General features: G+C 40.8%; 19 protein-coding genes. 9 read left to right on the top strand and 10 right to left on the bottom strand.

What is annotated here, in order from left to right:
* Positions 1 to 8: 8 nt before the first annotated feature.
* The gene (locus ABWV72_RS01765; protein WP_342805575.1) at positions 9 to 1,658 is read right to left on the bottom strand and encodes a methyl-accepting chemotaxis protein; all 1,650 of its coding nucleotides are present in this window, start codon (positions 1,656 to 1,658) and stop codon (positions 9 to 11) included.
* Between the two features lie 27 nt (positions 1,659 to 1,685).
* On the bottom strand, positions 1,686 to 1,910 hold the full coding sequence (nrtS, locus tag ABWV72_RS01760) for a nitrate/nitrite transporter NrtS (protein ID WP_216048659.1): 225 nt from the start codon (positions 1,908 to 1,910) through the stop codon (positions 1,686 to 1,688).
* A gap of 446 nt (positions 1,911 to 2,356) precedes the next feature.
* On the opposite strand from nrtS, the gene ABWV72_RS01755 reads away from it, so the two are divergent.
* Together ABWV72_RS01755 and ABWV72_RS01750 are read left to right on the top strand one after the other, a co-directional pair.
* Positions 2,357 to 2,845 carry a hypothetical protein gene (locus ABWV72_RS01755; protein WP_353368427.1) on the top strand — a complete coding sequence of 163 codons (489 nt, stop codon included), beginning with the start codon at positions 2,357 to 2,359 and terminating at the stop codon, positions 2,843 to 2,845.
* A 143-nt stretch (positions 2,846 to 2,988) separates the two neighbouring features.
* The gene (locus ABWV72_RS01750) at positions 2,989 to 3,372 is read left to right on the top strand and encodes a hypothetical protein (RefSeq protein WP_353368426.1); all 384 of its coding nucleotides are present in this window, start codon (positions 2,989 to 2,991) and stop codon (positions 3,370 to 3,372) included.
* A gap of 20 nt (positions 3,373 to 3,392) precedes the next feature.
* On the opposite strand, the gene ABWV72_RS01745 is transcribed toward ABWV72_RS01750, so the two are convergent.
* A complete protein-coding gene (locus tag ABWV72_RS01745) occupies positions 3,393 to 5,444 on the bottom strand; it encodes a GAF domain-containing hybrid sensor histidine kinase/response regulator (protein WP_353368425.1) in 2,052 nt (683 codons plus the stop codon).
* 425 nt (positions 5,445 to 5,869) lie between these two features.
* Positions 5,870 to 6,331: a hypothetical protein gene (locus ABWV72_RS01740; protein ID WP_216048662.1), complete on the bottom strand. Its 462-nt coding sequence runs from the start codon at positions 6,329 to 6,331 to the stop codon at positions 5,870 to 5,872.
* Positions 6,332 to 6,934: 603 nt separating this feature from the next.
* Between ABWV72_RS01740 and ABWV72_RS01735 the strand changes: the two genes are divergently transcribed.
* Complete coding sequence (locus tag ABWV72_RS01735) at positions 6,935 to 7,390, top strand: DUF3299 domain-containing protein (RefSeq protein WP_353368424.1); 456 nt, start codon at positions 6,935 to 6,937, stop codon at positions 7,388 to 7,390.
* Between the two features lie 78 nt (positions 7,391 to 7,468).
* On the top strand, positions 7,469 to 8,143 hold the full coding sequence (locus tag ABWV72_RS01730) for a DUF3299 domain-containing protein (RefSeq protein WP_353368423.1): 675 nt from the start codon (positions 7,469 to 7,471) through the stop codon (positions 8,141 to 8,143).
* Positions 8,144 to 8,157: 14 nt separating this feature from the next.
* On the opposite strand, the gene ABWV72_RS01725 is transcribed toward ABWV72_RS01730, so the two are convergent.
* From ABWV72_RS01725 to ABWV72_RS01715, 3 genes are all read right to left on the bottom strand, one after another.
* A complete protein-coding gene (locus ABWV72_RS01725; protein WP_252729195.1) occupies positions 8,158 to 8,832 on the bottom strand; it encodes a DUF1826 domain-containing protein in 675 nt (224 codons plus the stop codon).
* Between the two features lie 53 nt (positions 8,833 to 8,885).
* On the bottom strand, positions 8,886 to 9,299 hold the full coding sequence (locus ABWV72_RS01720) for a MerC domain-containing protein (RefSeq protein WP_353368422.1): 414 nt from the start codon (positions 9,297 to 9,299) through the stop codon (positions 8,886 to 8,888).
* Positions 9,300 to 9,404: 105 nt separating this feature from the next.
* Positions 9,405 to 9,905 (bottom strand): ZrgA family zinc uptake protein, encoded by a 501-nt coding sequence (locus tag ABWV72_RS01715; protein ID WP_353368421.1) that lies wholly within the window; start codon positions 9,903 to 9,905, stop codon positions 9,405 to 9,407.
* A gap of 307 nt (positions 9,906 to 10,212) precedes the next feature.
* Here ABWV72_RS01715 and ABWV72_RS01710 point away from each other — a divergent pair, with 307 nt between their 5' ends.
* Together ABWV72_RS01710 and ABWV72_RS01705 are read left to right on the top strand one after the other, a co-directional pair.
* Positions 10,213 to 11,571 (top strand): alkaline phosphatase PhoX, encoded by a 1,359-nt coding sequence (locus tag ABWV72_RS01710; protein WP_353368420.1) that lies wholly within the window; start codon positions 10,213 to 10,215, stop codon positions 11,569 to 11,571.
* Positions 11,564 to 12,583: a CobW family GTP-binding protein gene (locus ABWV72_RS01705; RefSeq protein ID WP_353368419.1), complete on the top strand. Its 1,020-nt coding sequence runs from the start codon at positions 11,564 to 11,566 to the stop codon at positions 12,581 to 12,583. Before ABWV72_RS01710 ends, ABWV72_RS01705 begins: the two co-directional genes overlap by 8 nt.
* A 38-nt stretch (positions 12,584 to 12,621) precedes the next feature.
* Here the strand turns inward: ABWV72_RS01705 and ABWV72_RS01700 are convergent, their stop codons facing one another.
* Both ABWV72_RS01700 and ABWV72_RS01695 read right to left on the bottom strand, forming a co-directional pair.
* Positions 12,622 to 13,044: a MerC domain-containing protein gene (locus tag ABWV72_RS01700; protein ID WP_216048668.1), complete on the bottom strand. Its 423-nt coding sequence runs from the start codon at positions 13,042 to 13,044 to the stop codon at positions 12,622 to 12,624.
* A complete protein-coding gene (locus ABWV72_RS01695) occupies positions 13,041 to 13,538 on the bottom strand; it encodes a Fur family transcriptional regulator (protein ID WP_216048669.1) in 498 nt (165 codons plus the stop codon). The genes ABWV72_RS01700 and ABWV72_RS01695 overlap by 4 nt, the downstream gene beginning before the upstream one ends.
* Before the next feature lie 211 nt (positions 13,539 to 13,749).
* On the opposite strand from ABWV72_RS01695, the gene ABWV72_RS01690 reads away from it, so the two are divergent.
* Positions 13,750 to 16,143, top strand: a complete 2,394-nt coding sequence (locus ABWV72_RS01690; protein WP_353368418.1) for a TonB-dependent receptor — start codon at positions 13,750 to 13,752, stop codon at positions 16,141 to 16,143.
* 36 nt (positions 16,144 to 16,179) lie between these two features.
* Positions 16,180 to 17,559 carry a 5-methyltetrahydrofolate--homocysteine methyltransferase gene (locus ABWV72_RS01685; protein WP_216048671.1) on the top strand — a complete coding sequence of 460 codons (1,380 nt, stop codon included), beginning with the start codon at positions 16,180 to 16,182 and terminating at the stop codon, positions 17,557 to 17,559.
* Positions 17,560 to 17,664: 105 nt separating this feature from the next.
* Here ABWV72_RS01685 and ABWV72_RS01680 read toward each other — a convergent pair whose 3' ends face one another.
* Complete coding sequence (locus ABWV72_RS01680) at positions 17,665 to 18,357, bottom strand: phosphatase PAP2 family protein (RefSeq protein ID WP_216048672.1); 693 nt, start codon at positions 18,355 to 18,357, stop codon at positions 17,665 to 17,667.
* 342 nt (positions 18,358 to 18,699) lie between these two features.
* On the opposite strand from ABWV72_RS01680, the gene scpC reads away from it, so the two are divergent.
* The gene (gene scpC / locus ABWV72_RS01675) at positions 18,700 to 20,214 is read left to right on the top strand and encodes a succinyl-CoA:acetate CoA-transferase ScpC (RefSeq protein WP_353368417.1); all 1,515 of its coding nucleotides are present in this window, start codon (positions 18,700 to 18,702) and stop codon (positions 20,212 to 20,214) included.
* Positions 20,215 to 20,246 lie beyond the last annotated feature (32 nt).

The raw sequence follows: 20,246 nt of genomic DNA, 5'->3' as shown, positions 1-20,246 counted from the left end.
TTTGGTCACTAACTTGTTTTAAAGAAACCGACTTCTTTATTTAGTTTTTCCGCGAGTTTATCTAAAGCAATGGTTGCTGCGTTATTCTGCTCTAACGAATAAACGGTTTTTTTGTTGATTTCATCAATTTGAGCGACAACCTCATTTATTGTGCCAATTATGACAACTTGGTCAGAAGCCGTATCTGCCACTATGGTCGCATTATTAAATGAATTGTTCGCATTTTCTTCAATTTCTTGCAGTAAATCCATGGCATTGTGCGTCTTGGTTTGACCATCTTGTACCTTGGGCAACGTATTTTGCATGACAGTTACTGCTGTGGAAGTTTCTTGTTGCACTTCTTCAATGGTCGATTGAATTTCACTGGTTGCTTCTCCTGTGCGCAAGGCTAACTGTCTTACTTCATCTGCAACCACTGCGAAACCGCGTCCAGATTCACCAGCTCGAGCCGCTTCTATGGCTGCGTTGAGCGCTAAAAGGTTAGTCTGATCTGAAATACTGTTAATCACATTGGTAATGCCACCAATCTGATTGGTTAACGCCTCTAATTTACTAATTTGTTCCACCGCTTGGGCCACTGTGGTTGCGACGTTTTGCATGGCATCGACACTCAATGCCATGGAATCGATTCCATTGCTCGCACGTTCCACCATACGTTTCGCATTAACTTTGTTTTTAGATGCGGTTTCAGACACAAAAACGATATTTTCTTTAATGTCACTCAAACGAGTACGAGTGCTCACGGTGAGTTGATCTTGTTCTTGGGCGAGTAACACTATCTCTTTCGAGCCTTGGGTAACCAATGTGGATTGTTGTTTTAAATCGTGAGATGCCGCCGCAATTTCAAGTACTGTATTGCGCAGTCTTTCCTGCATTTTTGACATCGTTGCCAACATGCTATGGTCATGCTTAGTACTGAATGATTGAGCCAAATTCCCTTGCGCAATTTGAGACAGGGATTCTGCTGCAACCGCAGGTTCTGCGCCAAGTGACGCTTTAAAGCTATTGGCGATAACATAGGCGACTAAAATGGAAAGTATTAACGCACTAAAGGTTAACACCAACATGGTAGTTTTAAAGCTAGCGGCGTTTTCTAAAATCTGATTGGTAGCAGCAACGTTTTTGCTTTCTTGCAAATCGATAAACGAATTAATCGTATCGAGCCATTGAACGAAGAGTTGGCTACCACCATTTCTTAGCAGCGACAAACCATCGTCGCTCGACTGACCTGTTTTGGCCTTTATCACTTGTTGTATCACGCGTTCTGTTTGTTGTTGGAGATTATCGAGTTGTTGCAAAATCGATGTTTCTTGGCTGCTAAAAATAGTTCCCGCTGCTTGCATTGCTTGCATTTTATCACTGGATGAGCGGTAAAATTCGGTTAACCTATTAATATCGTCTATATGAACCTTAACATTCGCAGGGCTTTGAGCTGTGGCTAAATCGCGAATCGCAATGGCACGATCATGGACACTTCCGCGAAAGTTAATTGCGTGCCTTTGTTTTACCACATTAATGTTTGTCATTGTGGTGAGCGTGCTACCGATCATATTGACTCGATAAATGCCTACCATGGTAAGTATCACCATAAGTAAAGTGACAATACTAAAACCAATAAGCAAACGTTTATTTATACTAAAGTTATTCAACATATCCATTATCTTTCCAGTTCAAAGTTGGGCGACTTAGCCATCCAAAGGTTTTGTTTTTTCTATTGGCTTTGTATCTAATCGTGCCACGCTACTTGAGTACATCGATACACAAAATGGCACAATATAAGTAAGGATTACCTTGAACCAAATTATTTCTGCTTCGCCTAAAAACGCCTCTCCTTGATTGATTAACGTTAGTATTGTTCCTACCACTATACTAATAAAAATTGCTGTCTTAAGTTGTTTTGCCGTAAACACCGTTGTCACCTTCTGTAGTAAACTGTGTTGTAGAGTTGCCGCCTTCAATTTCTTGAAAACTCCTATGCAAAGGGTTCTTAAAAACCAAGTGTATAGGGCGATATCGATGATATTGTTAAACAACTTGTTGAATCGCATCTCGTTGTGTTTTATCAATCGCTAGTTTAAGAACAATGTTATCGGCGAAAACTTTCACTTTGTTATGTTTAAAATTTTCCGCAACTCGGGAATTTAAGCCTGACAAATACTCATTGTAGTTTAAATCAGGCGTTATTCTATTAGACTAAAGCAGTGAGTATTGCTCAACACAGTTCGAATTGAACAAGTAAGGATGATTAAAAGCCATAATCATAAGCAATTTAGAAAGTTATATTTGCTTGGAACCTATGGTTGAGGTTTAGGTCTGAATCTGCGGTTATTAAAATCTGTTACTTGGAAATCGTCTTATGTCTTACCGTTTAAGTTTTGTGATTCTACTTTTTTTGTTTGCTTTGTCAGCCTGTGCAGGCAAACCTGAGCGCCACCAAGAAGCAGAAGAAATATTCACTACCAAAATTCACGCTGATGGCTCGAAGCGTTTTGTGCTGGCGATATTGTATGAACAGGGTAAAGGCGAAGGTCGTGGCGGCGAAGGCAAGCCAGAGGGCAAAAGAGGGGGCGGCGAAGGTGGCCGCTCACGGCAAGGTAGAGGTGGCCGAGGTCAATCTGAGTCAACCCAAGATATTTCGCAAGTCAGCTCTATTCAGCGCAGTGAAGGCGGTTCTGATGAAGATAAACGAGAGGCCATCTTGGAATTGTTAGACGAAAAATTAACCGAAACAGGTTATTGTCGACATGGTTTCATTGAACTGGACTTTTCACAAATGCGCAGCAAAACTGAAATAGTCGGTGAGTGTCAGGAAAGTGCCTCACAGGAAGATGAACAACGTTGGTAATAGTGCCCTGATATGCCTGTCATTGGGCATATCAACGTTTATCGATTTGCTTGTATGCTAAGTTAATATGCTTGATAGTATGAAACTTATTATATGCAACCAATTACATACAACCAAGCAGTTGACTAAGCCTAGGAGGCATTATGAAGTATTTGCTCGTGACCCTTATTGTGATGTTTAGTGGTATTGTGAATGCAGAAGATACCAGCATCGACAGTGATAGCATCTTAGTTACGGTGATCTTAAAACATCAACAAGACAAGAGTTTGACTGAACTGCAGGCCATCCAAGATAAAAACGAGTTTTGGCAATCATTTCCGCCCGAAGGTATGCAGATTGAATCTTGGTATGTGGCTATGGGCTTAGGCCAGGTTATTACTTTGCGTGTGTCACCCAAAGATTTGAGAACTTTAAATTTAGCAGTGGAAAAATCTGCATGGGGCTCGTTTACCACCGAGTTTTATCCGACCTACGAGTTTCAAAAGATAGCGAAAAAAATAAAAGCGAGTAAAGCCGAGCCGAAATGATGTATTAACTTTTTACATTGTTAAGCAAACTTTTCTATCATGCTAAACAGCTTTGTTTGCTCTATTGGTTTGGATAAATATTCATTCATTCCAGATGCAAAACACTTTTCACGTTCATCAGACATTGCGTTAGCAGTAAGCGCAATGATTGGAATTGAATTAACCGGTGCTGGTAGTTGTCGAATATGCTGTGTGGCTTGGTAGCCATCCATATTGGGCATCTGACAATCCATTAAAATGATTGAATACTCGTGCCCAAATTTGATGCCATGTTTGAGAATAGCAAGTGCTTCGATACCATCTTTCACAATGTCGAAAACGATGTGTCGTTGTTTTAACATTTCGCCGATCACCACTTGATTAATTTCGTTGTCTTCAACGATGAGTATTCGTAAGTGGCTTAGATCCATTTCTGTGGTCTGAACAGCAGAAGTGGTTGAGGTTAATTCACTGGCTTCAACTATCCCAAGGTTAATGCTTGCTTTGAATTTGCTACCTGCATCAGGGGTGCTTTCTACGCTAACGTCCCCTCCCATTAGTTGACATAATTTTCGGGTAATAGAAAGCCCTAAACCCGTCCCCCCAAACTTACGCGTGGTTGATGCATCCGCTTGATTAAAAGGTGAGAACAATTGCGCTAACTGTTCTTCATTTATACCCACACCTGAGTCTTCCACAAGAATCGTCAACATAGCGCGATTGTTGTCTTTCCGTGTTATTTGGGTCGTTATATCAACCTGCCCTTGATGAGTAAATTTTATAGCATTCGAGAGCAAATTAGAGCAAATTTGACGTAATCGCGTCGGGTCAGATACGGCAAAAAATTTATCGGTTAATTCAAACTTTCTTACTAACTTGATGGATTTGTCTTGCGCCCGTGGATTAAAGATTTCGACGCAATTATTGAGCAATTGATTGAGATCTATTGGCACTTCTTCGAGGGTTAACTTATCTGAGTCAATCTTGGTGAAATCCAAAATATCACTGATAATTCCCAGTAAAGAGGTTGCGCTATCCTTGGCCAATCCTAAAAATCGTTGTTGTTTAGGGTTAAGCGGAGAGCTCTCCAATATTTGTAACATGCCTAGAACACCATTAATCGGTGTGCGAATTTCGTGGCTCATATTGGCTAAAAATAAACTACGAGCTTCAAGTGCTAGTGAGAGTTCTTTATGCCTACTTTCCAATTCAACCCTATTGTTAACTTGCGCAGTAATATCTTGAAAAGCGCCTACTAATCTTACGCATCTCCCATTATCTAACTCTGCTTTACCCTTTACTGCAACCCATTTTTCAGTGCCTCTTTGGGTAATAATCTCAAACTCGCCAGAAAAGTGGCCACCCTTTTCTACGATGCCTTTGAGCAAAGAAGTTATTCGTTGCTGATTTTCACCAGGTTTATAAAAATCTAATCCGGATTCAATAGTTGGTTCAAAACCATCGTCTACTTCATGAATTTTTTTCGTTTCTGTAGACCAAAAAAGTTTTTCGCTTGCTAAATCCAGTTCCCACGCGCCGACATTTGCTACCTGACCCATTTGCTCTAAGATATCTTGTTGACGCGCCATGGCTTTTTGCTGAGCTTGTAACAATTGGATCTTCTCATGGCGAGCAATTTCATTCCCTATCCAATGTGAAAGTAATTCGATAAAGTCATGCTCTTGGTCGCTAAAAGGTTTTGAGCGAGGTGCGCTTGCTGAAAAATTAATGGTACCGAAACGTCTGCCTTCCACTATCAAAGGTGCACCTATATAACTTTCCAAACCAAAATTTGTATAACAAGGGTGCTGAGCAATACGGCTTTTTCCTGCATGATAGAATGACAGTGCTTGATTGGTTGCTAAAGTGTGCAAACAATAAGTTTCAGCTACATTGAAAGTGGTACCAGCTAGGAGTGAGTTATCTGGGGAAATCGCATATCGAACCGTATAAATATCATCGTTTATTTCACTGATAATACCAAGTTCCAACTGAAAATAATCGGCACCCATTTTCAGCAGGGAGACCATTTTTTCAGAATCTGACAGTCTGTTATCTGAGGTGATTTGATACAACTGTTTTAGATTATGCACCGCAATTTGTTTCCTTCTAAATTTAAACCAATAGTAGGCTTAAATTGAGCATTTAGCACTATGGAGTTTAGCTGAATTGAAAATCAATGTTCCTGATTTCCTGCACCCTACCGTTTTGATAAATAAGTTTCAAACTTTAATATACTCTAAACGGATTTTGTCCGGTTTTAGACCACTTTAAGTTTCAATCAGTTTAAAAAAGGGGGAGGAGTCTAGGATTCCAAAACAAGTTATAAAATTGGTTAATATAACAATCGTAAGTGTTGGTGTGCCAATAAATAACGGATGTATTTAAGACCCATCACTTATTGGCATTAAATTGGCACTTTTGCGCTTTCTCACGGGATTGGCGAAATTACGCCAATTAGGCGTGTTGACTATCTTTCTACTTATTTAAATCAGCTATTAATAGCCGTTATTAAACTCTATGTAGACGAAAGATTGAGTCGTTTTTCAACTATGATGGGCATATCTTTGCGCACAGCAGAAATACGAACTCGGACCTTTTGAGTATCATCAGATAGAGCTTGATATTTAAACGATTGATTCCCTTTAATACGGGTCAAATACATCGTTGAGTTATCTAATAATTTAACGCCTTTACTGCTTACCACTTCTGCTTTCACATTGTGGTAATCAGGATGGATATCATAACTAATAGTGAATACTCCGCCTTTAGCTGAGGCTTGGCTATCAGTTGAAAGGGTTACGTTCAGCGGCGCGTTTTGTGGCGGCCTAAAATGCTGCAACATCACAGGGTGCAATTCTGGTGACAAAGGCGGAAATTGGGGGATCTTACTCGTTCCATAATCGTGGTACTGACAGCTAAAGCTATATGCTGAGAATAGTACGCAACAGTACCCAAGAAAAAGCGATAATTTTTTCATCTTTATGCCTATATTGTTAGTTAAGTGAGGTTTTCACAATAATTTGTCTGGCAAAAACGCGATGACTGTCTATTAGTTAGAAAAAACGACAGTGTTTCAACGTTTGTATTGGAAAAAACTGGCTAAATATCAACCCGTACTCCCATGCTGGTTGAATAATAAACTAGCAAGATGTCCGCTTATCGGTCAAGTTATATCGACGAAGTGACCAACAACAGAGACTGTTGGACAAAATATCCCGCCCAATCATTTATCCTCAAGTTGGTAATCTAGTCTTTGATAAAAACCCTAAAACACATCATCGGCTATGTTAGTTATCGTTCTTTTGAGCTAAAGCAACGCTTCCAAATTTACAACTAAGGTGTTGATAGGCACTATCTTAGAAAACTGGTATTACGATATAACAAAATTTATATTTGGGTTGTAAATTCTGCTAACTATAATTTTAGAGTGATAAAAAATTGAACAGAAAAATTGCTTTGGGTCGTTGCTACAGTATTGGATTCCTTTCATTAATATTACTCTTATGCACTTATGCACTTATGCACTTCTGCACAGGCGGAAAGTAATCCGATTTATGATGAAATTGAATGGATAGAGTTAATGCCGCAGAGCGATCTCGACGCATTACTTGATCCACCTGACTTTCTGAACGAAATAAAAGACGGTAGTGAGCTAGACTCTGTTCAAGCTCTATCTGGTATGAGCGAAAAGAGTGAAAATGTAGAACGCTTTCAACAAGCGTTAACGTCAACTCGTATTATTCAGAGTTTCGACAAAAAATCGATAAGAATTCCTGGGTTTATTGTTCCTCTGAGCTCTGATGATCAGAAACGTGTAGTGGAGTTTTTCATCGTTCCGTATTTTGGTGCATGTTTGCATATGCCGCCACCGCCACCAAATCAAATCATTTACGGTAAATTTAGTAAGGGAATTAAGCTTACTCAGTTAGATGTGGCGTTTTGGTTTGAAGGTGTCATTAATATTGAAACCAATAGCAACGAAACAGGGACATCTGCTTATGCAATGACCTTGGATAATATTGAAATATATGACTGATAATTCAATCGCCAAAATAACTCTGGTTGAAAACTAAAGTATCTTGTATGTGATATCGCAGTTAAAACAGTCTTGAAAATGTCAGTATTTGCACATCGTAAATTTGCAATTAGCATATTGTTTTGTGTCGGTTTGGGGCTATTGGTTGGGCGTTTGGGTGCTTATTTTTGGCCATCCGTGAAGAATGTATTTTTTACAACGCCCCAACTGTATTTCACATCTAATAAACTGCTGCAAGAACATTACCAAAAAGCTAAGGTGATGCCCTTAGATTGGGTATCACTTTTGCCTGAAAATGAACTGGATGTGATTGCCCGGTATCAGGCAAATAAACCAGATAAAAATATTGATATGAAGTCGCAAATATTACTTTCAATCGAAGCTGCGACGGATCCTGAATACAAAGCAGCTCTGCAATCGATTAACACGGTAAATACTTTCGAAAATCACATGGTCGCTATATCGGGTTTCATCGTTCCGATCGATTTTCATCCTGACAAAACGGTGAAGAACATGTTTCTAGTTCCATACTTTGGGGCTTGTTTGCATTACCCCGCACCACCACCAAACCAGATTATTTTTGCCCGATTAGATGCAGGCTTTGCGCACTTAGAACTGAATCGAGCTTATACCTTGACGGGGCAAATTAAAATTGGATTATTTGAGGATCCTATGGGAACTTCAGCATACACACTAAATGTCATTTCTATTGTCGCTTTTAACGGTCAACCTGATGATTTTCGTAATCACTAATTTGCTAAGTTGAGTCAAGGTAAAAAATCTAAAGTCATAAGTAAACGTTTTTGGCCTCCGTTATACGGCGGGGAGCGATGGACTATTCCCGCTGACTGATTGCCAATCCATGCTTCACCTTTGAGAAGGGCAACATCACCAGTTTCGATGGTTTGTATATCTGCTTGATGACGGAAAAGACCTGAAACTTCATCCTCTAAGCCTTTACTACCATGGCCTAATTTATCCCTTTCTACCTTGTTATGCTCTAACCATTGAGTGCCCGGCCCTGCAAAGGTGGTTACTAATCTGCAAGGAACGCGATCAACGTGAAAGCGAGGGCACATAGGCGAATCAATTAAACGTAAACGCAAACCTACTTCATCAAGTTCAAATAATGTGCAGAATATATCTACTAATTCAGTTGTACAGTCTAAAAATGCATTGCCAATTTCTGTAGATTTTAATCCGTCACAAATATCGCCTTTAATATCTTTAGCTCGGATGAATGCAGATGTATTTAAGGATGTCGCTGTATCTAATAGATTTTCCACATCTGTGATTACCGCCTCGGATAAGCACCGTTTCCAGATTGCAATGTTGACATCTTGAGCATAAATGTCGGTCAAAGTGTTGATGTCTTGTGAGGACACTGAACGCCGAATTAAGGGATTTATTAGTTCTGGTTCTAAGGCTCTCGCTGTTGACATAGAAAGTTCTACCTTTACTTATTTTAGGATAATCAATCGAGTTGATAATTCATTTAAGAGGTTGCTTGGTAAGGTTGATAATTCGACTTCCTAAGACTTAAATTCTTAATGTGACCAAAACCGATTAACGCAGCGCCAATAACAGAAGCAATCACTTCACCGGTTTCACCGAAAACATCGTGTCCAAGCACAGCTGCAAGGACTAATATGATTATTCCTATTAATGCTGTGACTAGAACAGACAAACTACGTTGGTGCACATAACCAAATGCAATGGCAAATACACTGATGGGAACCACTGCATAAAGTAGCCAAATGTGAAAGTGTTCATCATCAAAAATCGCGAAACTCGTCAAAGTCGGTAGCGCAATTAAAATTATCGGTGACAGTAGGCAATGAACAACACATAAAGTCGATATTGTAATTGCAGAGCGGTCAGCAAAAGTTAATAGTTTTTTTAACATCATATTAGTACCTGATTTTATTTTTAAAGGTGTTTGTTATCGCACTCTAATACTAAGTAAAAATAGATGTATTCGAGTTTAAGCTGGATGGCTTTAAAAGGTTCATGTTTAACGCCATTGCAATTGAGGTGCACTTGCAGTTATCAGCTTCGAACCCTGACCCAATTGCGTGCTCCATTGAACGTGTAAACTTTTTAGATTGTGGTATTGCTGTAGAATCGGAAAAGTCATTTCTGATATGGCTTGCTCGCATTCGAGTAAGTAAATAAATTCCAGATCGTGATGTTGCTTAGTTGGACTCTCATCCTGTCCAGTGGATGCCAAAGCGCTTTGTGAATCGTTACGCTGAACACACGTTGAATCAAACTGAACAAGATTGTTAAAGTCTGTTCGATTTTTCTCAAACTGGTCAACTAAATACTGCTGATGTTTATTTTCAGGGCTATGTTCAAAACCCAATATGTCTGAGGCGGGTAGTAAAAACTGTACTTGCCAGAGCTCATTTTCCTGAACAATAAAAACGTTACCTTGTCCATGGACATGGTGTTGAGATTGCACATTACTAGCCCAGCTAGCTAGTATAAGGACTCCTAAAATGGATAATTTCATCTCTCCCCCCATCTCGATTAAAGGTTGTTAGTTTGGTTATTGTTGAGATAATATAACATTACTTTATTAATTGATATAGTATAACATATCAATATTTTGCTGTGTTTTTTAGTGCTCTTCGGGGCTTTTTGTCAATAAATATTATGACTGATGCTGAGATAACAATCTGTCAGCAAAGTGAAACACACTTTATGCTGCACAATAGCTAGACTTAGCACAATTAAGGTTGTGTACATGTTTATGCAATATTTTGGTGTTTGAATAAACCCAATACAGAATAATACTCACCAATATAATAGGAATTTTTATGCTTACCCGAAGACAGTTTAATCAAGGTTTTGTAGCCATGGCATTTGGTGGTCTTGCTACTCATTTACACGGTGGTGAGCTAACTCGTTATTTAACTGATGTGGCTAGCGGTAGCAATTCTCTAGGCGGTTTGGTTCCAGATCCTAAAGGCATAATTGATTTGCCGCCGGGATTTAGTTATCGAGCGATTTCACAATTGGGCGAGGTTATGAATGACGGCTTAACTGTGCCTGATCGTGCCGATGGCATGGGGTGTTTTATGGTGGATGAGGAACGTGTAGTGCTAGTTCGCAATCATGAACTCTCTCCTTCTAACGGCACAACCGGGCAGGTTCGTACAAGCGTAGATTCGGCAGCCGTTTATGATACCTATTCATCGGGCAATCCGTTGCCAGGTGGTACCAGTAATGTTGTTTACAACCTTAAAACACACCAAGTTGAATACCAGTGTATGTCGTTGCTTGGCACTATCCGAAATTGTTCTGGTGGTATTACTCCTTGGAGAAGCTGGTTAACCTGTGAAGAATCCGTTGCCACTGCATCTGCTAAAATTAACAAAAATCATGGTTACGTGTTTGAAGTGCCGTCTCAAGCAAGACAATTGATTAAACCAGATCCGATAAAAGCCATGGGGAGGTTTAATCATGAAGCAGCATGTGTGGATCCTATAAGTGGAATTGTTTATTTAACAGAAGACCGCCCAGATAGTCTTTTCTATCGATATATACCAAATCAAAAAGGAGATTTAAAAGCGGGAGGTCAATTACAAGCTTTGGTAATTCAAGGAGAGTCTAAATTTGATACCCGTAACTGGCAAGAATCGCGCATGCAGGTTAATCAACCTTATGCTTGTGAATGGATAGATCTGGATAATGTGGATAGCCAAGATGATGATTTACGGATACGCGGGTTTGCAAAAGGCGCTGCTCTATTTGCTCGCGGTGAAGGTATTCATTTTGGAACAGATGAAATGTACTTTTGTTGCACCAGTGGCGGCAAGGCAAAGCTTGGACAAATTATGCGTTATAAACCTTCGCCTAAACAAGACCAGCAAACAGGCACTTTGACATTGTTTGTGGAAAGTTTAGACAAAGTTACTTTTAATTTTGGAGACAATATAACAGTCGCACCTAGCGGCCATTTAATTGTGTGTGAAGATCAATACTCAGACACGGTTAATAATCATCTAAAAGGGGTTACTCCCTCAGGTAAAGTCTACGACGTTGCTAAGGTGCGTTGGCAGACCGAGCCCGCTGGAGCTTGTTTTTCAGATGATGGTTCAGTGTTATTTGTAAATTTATATTCTCCTACTACCACGTTGGCTATAAGTGGTCCTTGGGCGTCACTTAATGCATAAAATCGAATACCTACCCACTAACATAATAACAGGCGCTTTAGGTGTTGGAAAAACCACACTTATTCAGTCTTTACTAAAACAAAAACCTAAAGAGCAACGGTGGGCGGTGTTAGTTAATGAATTTGGTGAAGTGGGTGTCGACGGGGCACTTTTAACCAGTCCTGAAAAAAATGGTGTATTTATCAAAGAAGTACCTGGTGGCTGCATGTGTTGCACGTCAGGAGTGCCGATGAAAATAGCGTTGAATGTATTGCTGGCCAAAGCCAAACCACATCGTTTACTGATTGAGCCTACGGGCCTCGGTCATCCAAAAGAAGTGTTAGCCACGCTTACTTCTGAAGATTATCGAGACGTGCTGGACGTACATGCAACTCTAGGTTTAATCGATGCGCGCCGAATTCTGGATCAGCGCTGGCGTGCACACAAGACGTTCCAAGAGCAACTACAGACTGCTGATTATATAGTGGCAACCAAGTCGGATCTTTATGATCACGAATCTCAATCTTTATTGGCTAGTTATTTATCAGAAATTGGTGTTTCCACCACTCCAATTGTATATTCTGACAATGGCATTATTGACCCTATACTACTGCACAATAGGTCTCGACATGTAGAGAACATCTACGTTCATCAGCATAATCATCCTGCACATTCTATTTTGACTCCCTCGTTTGACACACCTAAAGTAGGCTCAATTAAAGTTGAAAATAGTGGTGAAGGATATTTTTCGTGTGGTTGGATTTGTGCCCCTTCAGTCACCTTCGATTATCAACAAATTATGGATACGTTAAGCGGCTTAGACGTGGAACGTTTAAAAGCCGTTTTTATTACCCAACAAGGTGCTTTGGGGTGTAACTATAGTGACGGTGTTTTACGGATCACCGAAATCGACAGTGCCAAAGATTCGCGCATTGAATTTTTAACCCAAGATAAGCAACTCGCCGAGCAAACTAGCAAAATATTAGAAACCTCGTTAGGTTTAAATTCGGTTTGTTCTAACACTTTTAGTTAATGCTGTATCTTAAGTTTCACTGTTTGATTGCTTTTTAATTAATTCGCCTTGTCTTCCGATGTATGAGGTTCTGGTTGTTTATTCATTCTCTGCAACTGATAGTTTCTTATATGGGCAAAGGCGATAATGCTCGAACCCAATACGGTTAAAGCAACTTCAGCATAGTTACCGAGTAAGTCATGGCCCAGCAGTGCTGTCACAATTAATAGTGTTAGCCCTAATGAAGCGAGCAAAAAGACTCTTCCGCTGCGATGATGGAAATAACCCATAATCAAAGCGATGACACTAATTGGCACTACCGCAAAGAGCAACCAACGGTGGAATAGCGCGTCATTGATGGCAAATAAGCCAGAAAGCGGAGGCATGATAATGAGTAAAATAGGGAAAAAAAGACAGTGAACTACACATAGGAGAGATAACCCCACCGCTACTTTATCGCTTATTTGTTGAATCTTAGTCATATAGATAGACCCCCAGATGAATTCTTTTTGTGCTTCTGTGAAGAGCAATCGTTGCAAATGCTATTTAGTTCAATTTGTGAACCTAAAATCGGAAAGCCAGCACTTTTCGCTTGTTCAGACAATGTTTTAATCAGGTCATTCGCCAATTCGATTTTTTTTATGCTCTGACAAGATTTACAAATCAAAAAAAGTGGAGGTTGGTGCTTCCACGGACCAAAAGTAGGGGCACAAATGATGTATTTGTTAATCGAATTAAGGCGATGAACTAGCTTCGCAGCTTCTAAAAATTCCAATATACGATAAACCGACATTGCGGTAATCGGTGCGCCGATTATAGAGTTATAGTGATCTGTTAATTCGTAAGCTGATACCGGCGTGTTTAGTTGGAATAACACTTCTAATACATGCTGGCGTTTTTCCGTTAGCTTACTACCAGATTCTTCACAAATTAACCTAGCTATTGAAATCAAATTTTTTGTTTCACTAGACTTCATAGTCTTTTTCCCTACCGACTTTTCGCAGTTTGAGACAGTTATTTCTAAATTAGCCATAAGGGCAGGTTTAGTTGAAATACGCTCGTTTGCGCCTGCCTATGCAAATTTCCGCACTAATATTTTTTCCAATTTATAGGATTGCCTTTGCTTTTGATACATTATAACATAACCGAATTGATTGAAACAGTATAACATAACATTGGAGATTGAGATGTATAAAATATCGAGAATTGTGGCACTTGTTAGTGCGCTCATACCTGCGAGCGTCATGGCGCAATCTATCGAAGGGGTGGTTAAAAATAGTGATGGGAAGGCCGTTTCTGGTGCCCTTGTTAAGGTTGAAGGAACAAACGCTAAAACCCATACCGATAGCGACGGATATTTTGTAATTAACGATTTGAGAGCAGGAGTTAATGAATTTCATATCTCAGCTTCCGGTTTTGCTCACCTTCATCAAGACATCGTTTTGAATGCAGATGAAGTTACAGAATTGGCGTTAACTTTAATTCGTTCACCTATTGAGGTTATTGACGTAGTTGCGACTCCCATCCATATGTCGGTGATGGAATCAGCCTCTCCGATAAGCGTGCTTTCAGGTGAAACATTGCGTCGTCAACAAGCTTCCACCTTAGGTGATACCTTAGAGAAACTGCCAGGTGTTCAATCGAACTTTCACGGTAATGTTGCCAGTACCCCGATTATTCGAGGCTTGAGTGGGCCTCGAGTACTAATTGCACAAAATGGTTTAGACGTAAGTGATGTATCCAGAGTGGGTCCTGACCATTCAGTGGCCACTGAAGCTTCTACTTCGCAACAAATTGAAGTCCTGCGTGGACCTGCCACCTTATTTTACGGTAGTGGTGCAATTGGAGGTGTCGTCAATGTGGTTGATGGACGTGTTCCCACTGACAATTCCACGCAAGGTGAATGGTTGCTTGAAAGCAATTCCGCTGATGATAAAAAGCTCGCGAGCTTTAATCTCACCACAGGGTATGAGTCGTTTGGTTTTTACGCCGATGGTTATTGGCATGAATCTAATGATTACGAAGTGCCTGTAGAAGCTGAGATCGAAGAAGATGAACATGATCATGAAGAAGAAGAGGGTGGTGATTATGTTGTGGAAAACAGCGCTGAAAAATCAAATGGTTTCACTCTAGGCGCGAGTTATCTCTTAGATGATGGTTATGTAGGCGTTGCGGTTGAGCAATTTAACCGTGAATACGGTGTGCCCGGCCATTCACATGATGGTGACGTCAGTGTGTTTGCCGATCTAGAACAAACACGGGTGCAATTGCTCGGCGAATTAAATGTGCAATCACAGTGGATCAATAAAGTTAACCTTAGAGGTGCATTTACTGACTACGAGCATGCCGAGATAGAAAATGGCGAGGTGGGTACCTTATTCGAAAATGATACACATGAGCTCAAAGTAGACGTGATGCATAACCCATTCGTTGATTGGAATGGTGGTATCAGCTTTCATTATAAAAATAGCGAAGTTTCAGCTGTCGGTGAAGAGGCTTTCACTCCCCCTTCGAAGTCTGAGACTATTGCATTAGCAGTTATGGAAGAAAAACACTTCGCAGATGTGTTATTACAATTTGGTGCTCGAATAGAGCGTGTCACCATTGATGCCGATAACGTTTTACTTCCTGTTCTTGAAGCTCACGGGCACGACGAAGAAGAAGATGAACATGATCACGATCATGGCGATGAAGAAACCGCCACACGGGTTTTCGATGTTGCTCATAAGTTTACGCCTGTTAGTGTGTCTGCTGGTTTAGTTTGGGACTTCACCCCTGGTTATAATCTTGGCCTTTCTGTTTCACGTTCAGAGCGTGCACCTTCAGCTGCAGAGCTGCTGTCTTTTGGCGCACATATAGGCACCAATAGCTATGAAGTGGGCGCTTTATTTGCGCTAGACGATGAAGAAATTGGGCTCTCTGGTGAAACCATTGACCTTGAAACTGCCAATAACATTGATTTGACACTGCGTAAGACTCAAGGTGATGTGGCATTCGTATTCAATGCTTTTTATAACCAAGTAGACAATTACTATTATCAAACCAATACCGGTCTTTATGTTGAAAGTAGTCATGACCATGATGAAGAAGAACACGATCATGATGCGGAAGAAGAAGAGCATACTGACGAGTTACCAGTGTATATATTTGAAACCGATGACGTAGTCTTAAATGGTTTTGAAGTGCAAATAGCATGGCAGGCAACCGATACGTTTAAAGCCACTGTGTTCTCTGACTTTGTTCGCGCGCGATTAAAAGACGGTGGCAATTTACCCCGTACTTCACCACTTCGTTACGGCACGCAATTCGCCTACGTCGATGACAGCCTAACTGCCCACTTAGATGTGACCCGCTATCAAAGCCAAAACCATGTTTCAACGGATGAAACCACTACCGATGGTTACACCATGGTTGATGCAAGTGTTGCTTACGATATACCTGTGTCGAATCAAGACGTCACTGTGTATCTGAAAGGCACAAATTTGACCGATACCGAAGCGCGAGTACATACCTCATTTATTAAAGATATCGCCCCTCGCCCAGGACGTAGTTTCGCCGTGGGCATAAGAGGCAATTTCTAATTCGATAATCACTTTTCACACAATAAGGAATAAACAATGACAACCACACGCAAACTTTCTTTACTCGCTGCGACAATCAGCGCGCTACTGTTAACCGGCTGCGGTGATGCAGAAACGACCATTATTGAAAAAGAGTCGATTGAAGAAGTTGATGATTCAACGGAAGATGAGCATGATCACAGTGATGACGAATACCTAATTGAATCAATGGGCCGATTGGCAGTGTTATCTTCTGATAGCAATGCTGCCATATACGATTTAGATGATGGGGATGAGTTAGATTCGTTTTCATTAACCTATTCGTCGAGCACTCTAACTTCCTCTGCTGACTATCGTTATGCCGTAATTGCTAGTCGTTCTGATGATTATGTCGGTTTTATCGATAGCGGTATGTGGCGTGAGGATCATGGCGAGCATTTACATGATTACCAACAAGGTCCGGCGATGAGTGACTATCAAATCATTGGCAGTCGACCTACCCATATTATTAATCATGATGGCCAGATGGCAATTTTCTTTGATGGCGATGCAGACTCCAATACACCAGCTTCTATACAGGTTGCAACGGATACCGATATCAGTGGTGAGACAAGCCTACTGCCGACTCTGAGCTATGATATAAACATGCATGGTGCAGTTGAACCTAAAGGAGAGTATTTATTGGCAACTGTGCGTCGTGATGACGCAGAAAGTACCTCGGCGGCTAAAATATTACCTGACCAAGTTGCTTTGTATCATTTGCATGATGATGAATATGAACAAGAGCAGGTGCTTGATGTACTTTGTCCAGATTTGCATGGCAGCGCTATAAATGAAAGCTACGCTGTGTTTGGATGCAGTGACGGTATATTGGCCGCGCACGCACATGATGATGAATACGAAGCTGAAAAAATTGCCAATATTGATGTGTTGGACGGTTTGAGAATCGGCACTATTTATGGTCATGAAGAGAATGATACTTTTATCGGTATCGCTTCAGGCCACGATGCTGGTGAGGCAATTTTAATTAAAATTGCCCCTGCAGACAGTGAAATGGAAGCCCTTGAATGGCAACCAGAAAGCGATGCCAGTCCGGTTGCTTACGGGTTTTCCTATGAAGGGGATATGTTTTTGGTGTTGGACAGCCAAGGTTATTTGAATATCCTTAGTGCTCACGACCATGATGGCGAAACCCATTGGGAGCTTGAGCAAAGCCTTGATATCTCGGATGAAGATATTGCCGATATGCCTGATGGCATCAATTTCAGTATGACAATGGCACAAAATGGAAACTATGTGTATGTATCTGACCCCATTGCTCAACACGTTTTGCAAATTGATTTGGAAACTATCGAAGTTGTGAGTGATATTGAACTAGGCTTTGCCGCTTCCAGTATTGAATGGTTGGGTATCGCCGAAGAAGCGCACGATCACTAGTTATTGATTGTTGTCGACTTAGTTAGCCATGGAGAGGACTTTGATCCTCCCATGGCTATGTTTATTGGCTAAAAATCATTCGTATTATATCCACAGTTCGAGCTATTACTGATTCGATGATAAGTGTCCTTTCATTCTTAAAAAGCGTGTTACCACTAGTGTCAACAGCGCCCAGCCAACCCCCATCAACCAACCCGCGACTACATCAGTAGGCCAATGCACGCCTAGGTAAACTCGGCTCACACCAATTGATAAGGTTAATATAATCGCGATCACATAGAAGTAGGTTTTGACCCGTTTGCGCACCGGCAAATACGACAGCATTCCGGCTAAGGTAAAATAAACTAAGGCTGATAGCATGGCATGCCCGCTAGGAAAACTGCTGGTATACACATAACTGCCATGAGGGACTAAATCTGGGCGAGGGCGAGTAATGCCAAACTTCAATGAAAAGCTAACCAACATTCCTGAAACAATGGTTAACACTAATAGCGCTGCAATTTTGGGTTTATTTTCGATGAGTAAGAAAAGAGTGACAAACAAGGTGAAACTGGTTAGCACTGCTACCCCACCTAAGGCAGTAATGTCCCTCATCATCTCTTCTACCCACTTAGGACCAATGGGGTCTGAAAGGTCATTAGCATCACGAAATGCTAGAATAATATTCTGATCTATCTGCGGTGTACCACCTAACACCGCAAACCCAGCTAATTCGTAAAACGCCCAAATAATCACGGCAAATAAAAAAAGCAACATAAACTGCTTAATATAGGGTTTTTCTACCACTGTTTTTAGCACTAATTGTCTCCCTAAATAGCGTAATTTTATCATTCTATATTAGATGGCAATGAACAAACTCACCAGCCTAATCATCACTACAAACATCGCATTAACTTTTGGTTAACTTTAGTGGTGACAGTATTAACAAATTTATAAAAACGACTTTCGTATATAAATTTCACTAGGCTATTGCTCTGTTCATTTCAAGCATATTAAGCTGTTGTTTTTATTTATCTTTTTTGTCCCGTAAGACTAAAGTCGTAGATCCGTTTTAATCTCGGACGAGTTAATTTGAGGCGTTTTATTGGTATTCTGATATGCACATTAAACGATATAATTTACTGCAAGAGAGAAGCAATAATGTCAGCAACTTCTAGAATTCTTTGTCCGACACTTAAAGAGCGAGTTATGAGTGCAGAACAAGCCGCTGAATTGATACCCGCAGGTGCTAATATCGGCATGAGTGGGTTTACAGGGGCAGGTTATCCAAAAGCAGTACCGAAGGCGTTAGCCGAACGTATCAAACGCTTAAATGCAGAGGGCAATGATCCATTCCGTATTAGCCTTTGGACAGGCGCATCGACAGCTCCTGAGCTTGATGGTGTTTTAGCCGAAGTCGATGGTATCGAAATGAGACTGCCATTCCAAAGTGATCCTATTTGTCGCGATAGAATTAACAACGGCACTATGGACTATGTCGATTTGCATCTTTCAGAAGTGTCACAATATGCTTGGTCTGGCTTTTTAGGCAAAATGAATATTGCCCTTATTGAAGTTGCTGGAATACGCGAAGACGGTAAGCTAATTCCATCCTCGTCCATTGGTAACAATAAAACCTGGATAGAACAGGCCGATAAAATCATTCTGGAAGTGAATAGCAAACAAAATATTAAGCTTGAGGGCATGCATGATATTTATTATGGCACGGCATTACCGCCTAACCGCAAACCTATTATGCTTACCGATCCTGCTGACCGTATTGGCGAGTTCTACTTTGAATGCCCTCCTGAGAAAGTGATTGCGGTAGTTGAAACCCATGCGGAAGATCGAAATTCTCCGTTTAAACAACCTGATGAGGTTTCGCAGAAAATTGCTCAGCATATTCTTGATTTTTTCCAACGGGAAATTGAAGTAGGTCGTTTGCCAAAAGAACTGTTACCTATTCAATCTGGTGTAGGAAACATCCCTAATGCTGTTTTAGAAGGTTTAGATGCGGGTCCGTTTAAAAACCTATCGGCATTCACTGAAGTGATTCAAGATGGTATGTTGAAAATGCTCAAATCCGGCACTTTGAGTGTTGCCTCAGCAACGGCATTCTCGTTGAGTCCAGAGGGCCTTAAAGAGTTTGATGACAATATCGATTTGTACCACGACAAGATTATTCTGCGTCAACAGGATATCAGTAACAATCCAGAATTGGCGCGACGTTTAGGTATAATTGCAATGAACGGCATGATCGAAGCGGATATTTACGGTAACGTGAATTCTACCCACATCATGGGCACTCGAATGATGAACGGTATCGGTGGCTCCGGAGATTTTGCTCGTAACGGTTATCTATCTATTTTCGTGTCTCCATCTATTGCAAAAGATGGCGCTATTTCATCTATCGTGCCTATGGTATCTCATGTGGATCACACTGAACATGATGTGAAAGTAATAGTGACAGAGCACGGTTTAGCAGATTTACGTGGGCTATCGCCGCGTCAACGGGCCAGAGAGATAATCAACAATTGTGCTGATCCTAGTTATCGTCCTGCGCTGCAAGATTATTATGAAAGAGCATTACATTCAGGCAGAGGCATGCATACTCCGCATTTACTAAGCGAAGCCCTTAGCTGGCACGAACGTTTTGAAAATGAAGGTCACATGTAACAACTAGTTTGTGACGTTAACCTAAAAACCTC

Source organism: Aliiglaciecola sp. NS0011-25, from assembly GCF_040370605.1.
In the GTDB taxonomy this organism is placed as follows: Bacteria; Pseudomonadota; Gammaproteobacteria; order Enterobacterales; family Alteromonadaceae; genus Aliiglaciecola; species Aliiglaciecola lipolytica_A.
This window is presented reverse-complemented; position numbering and strand designations above follow the sequence as displayed.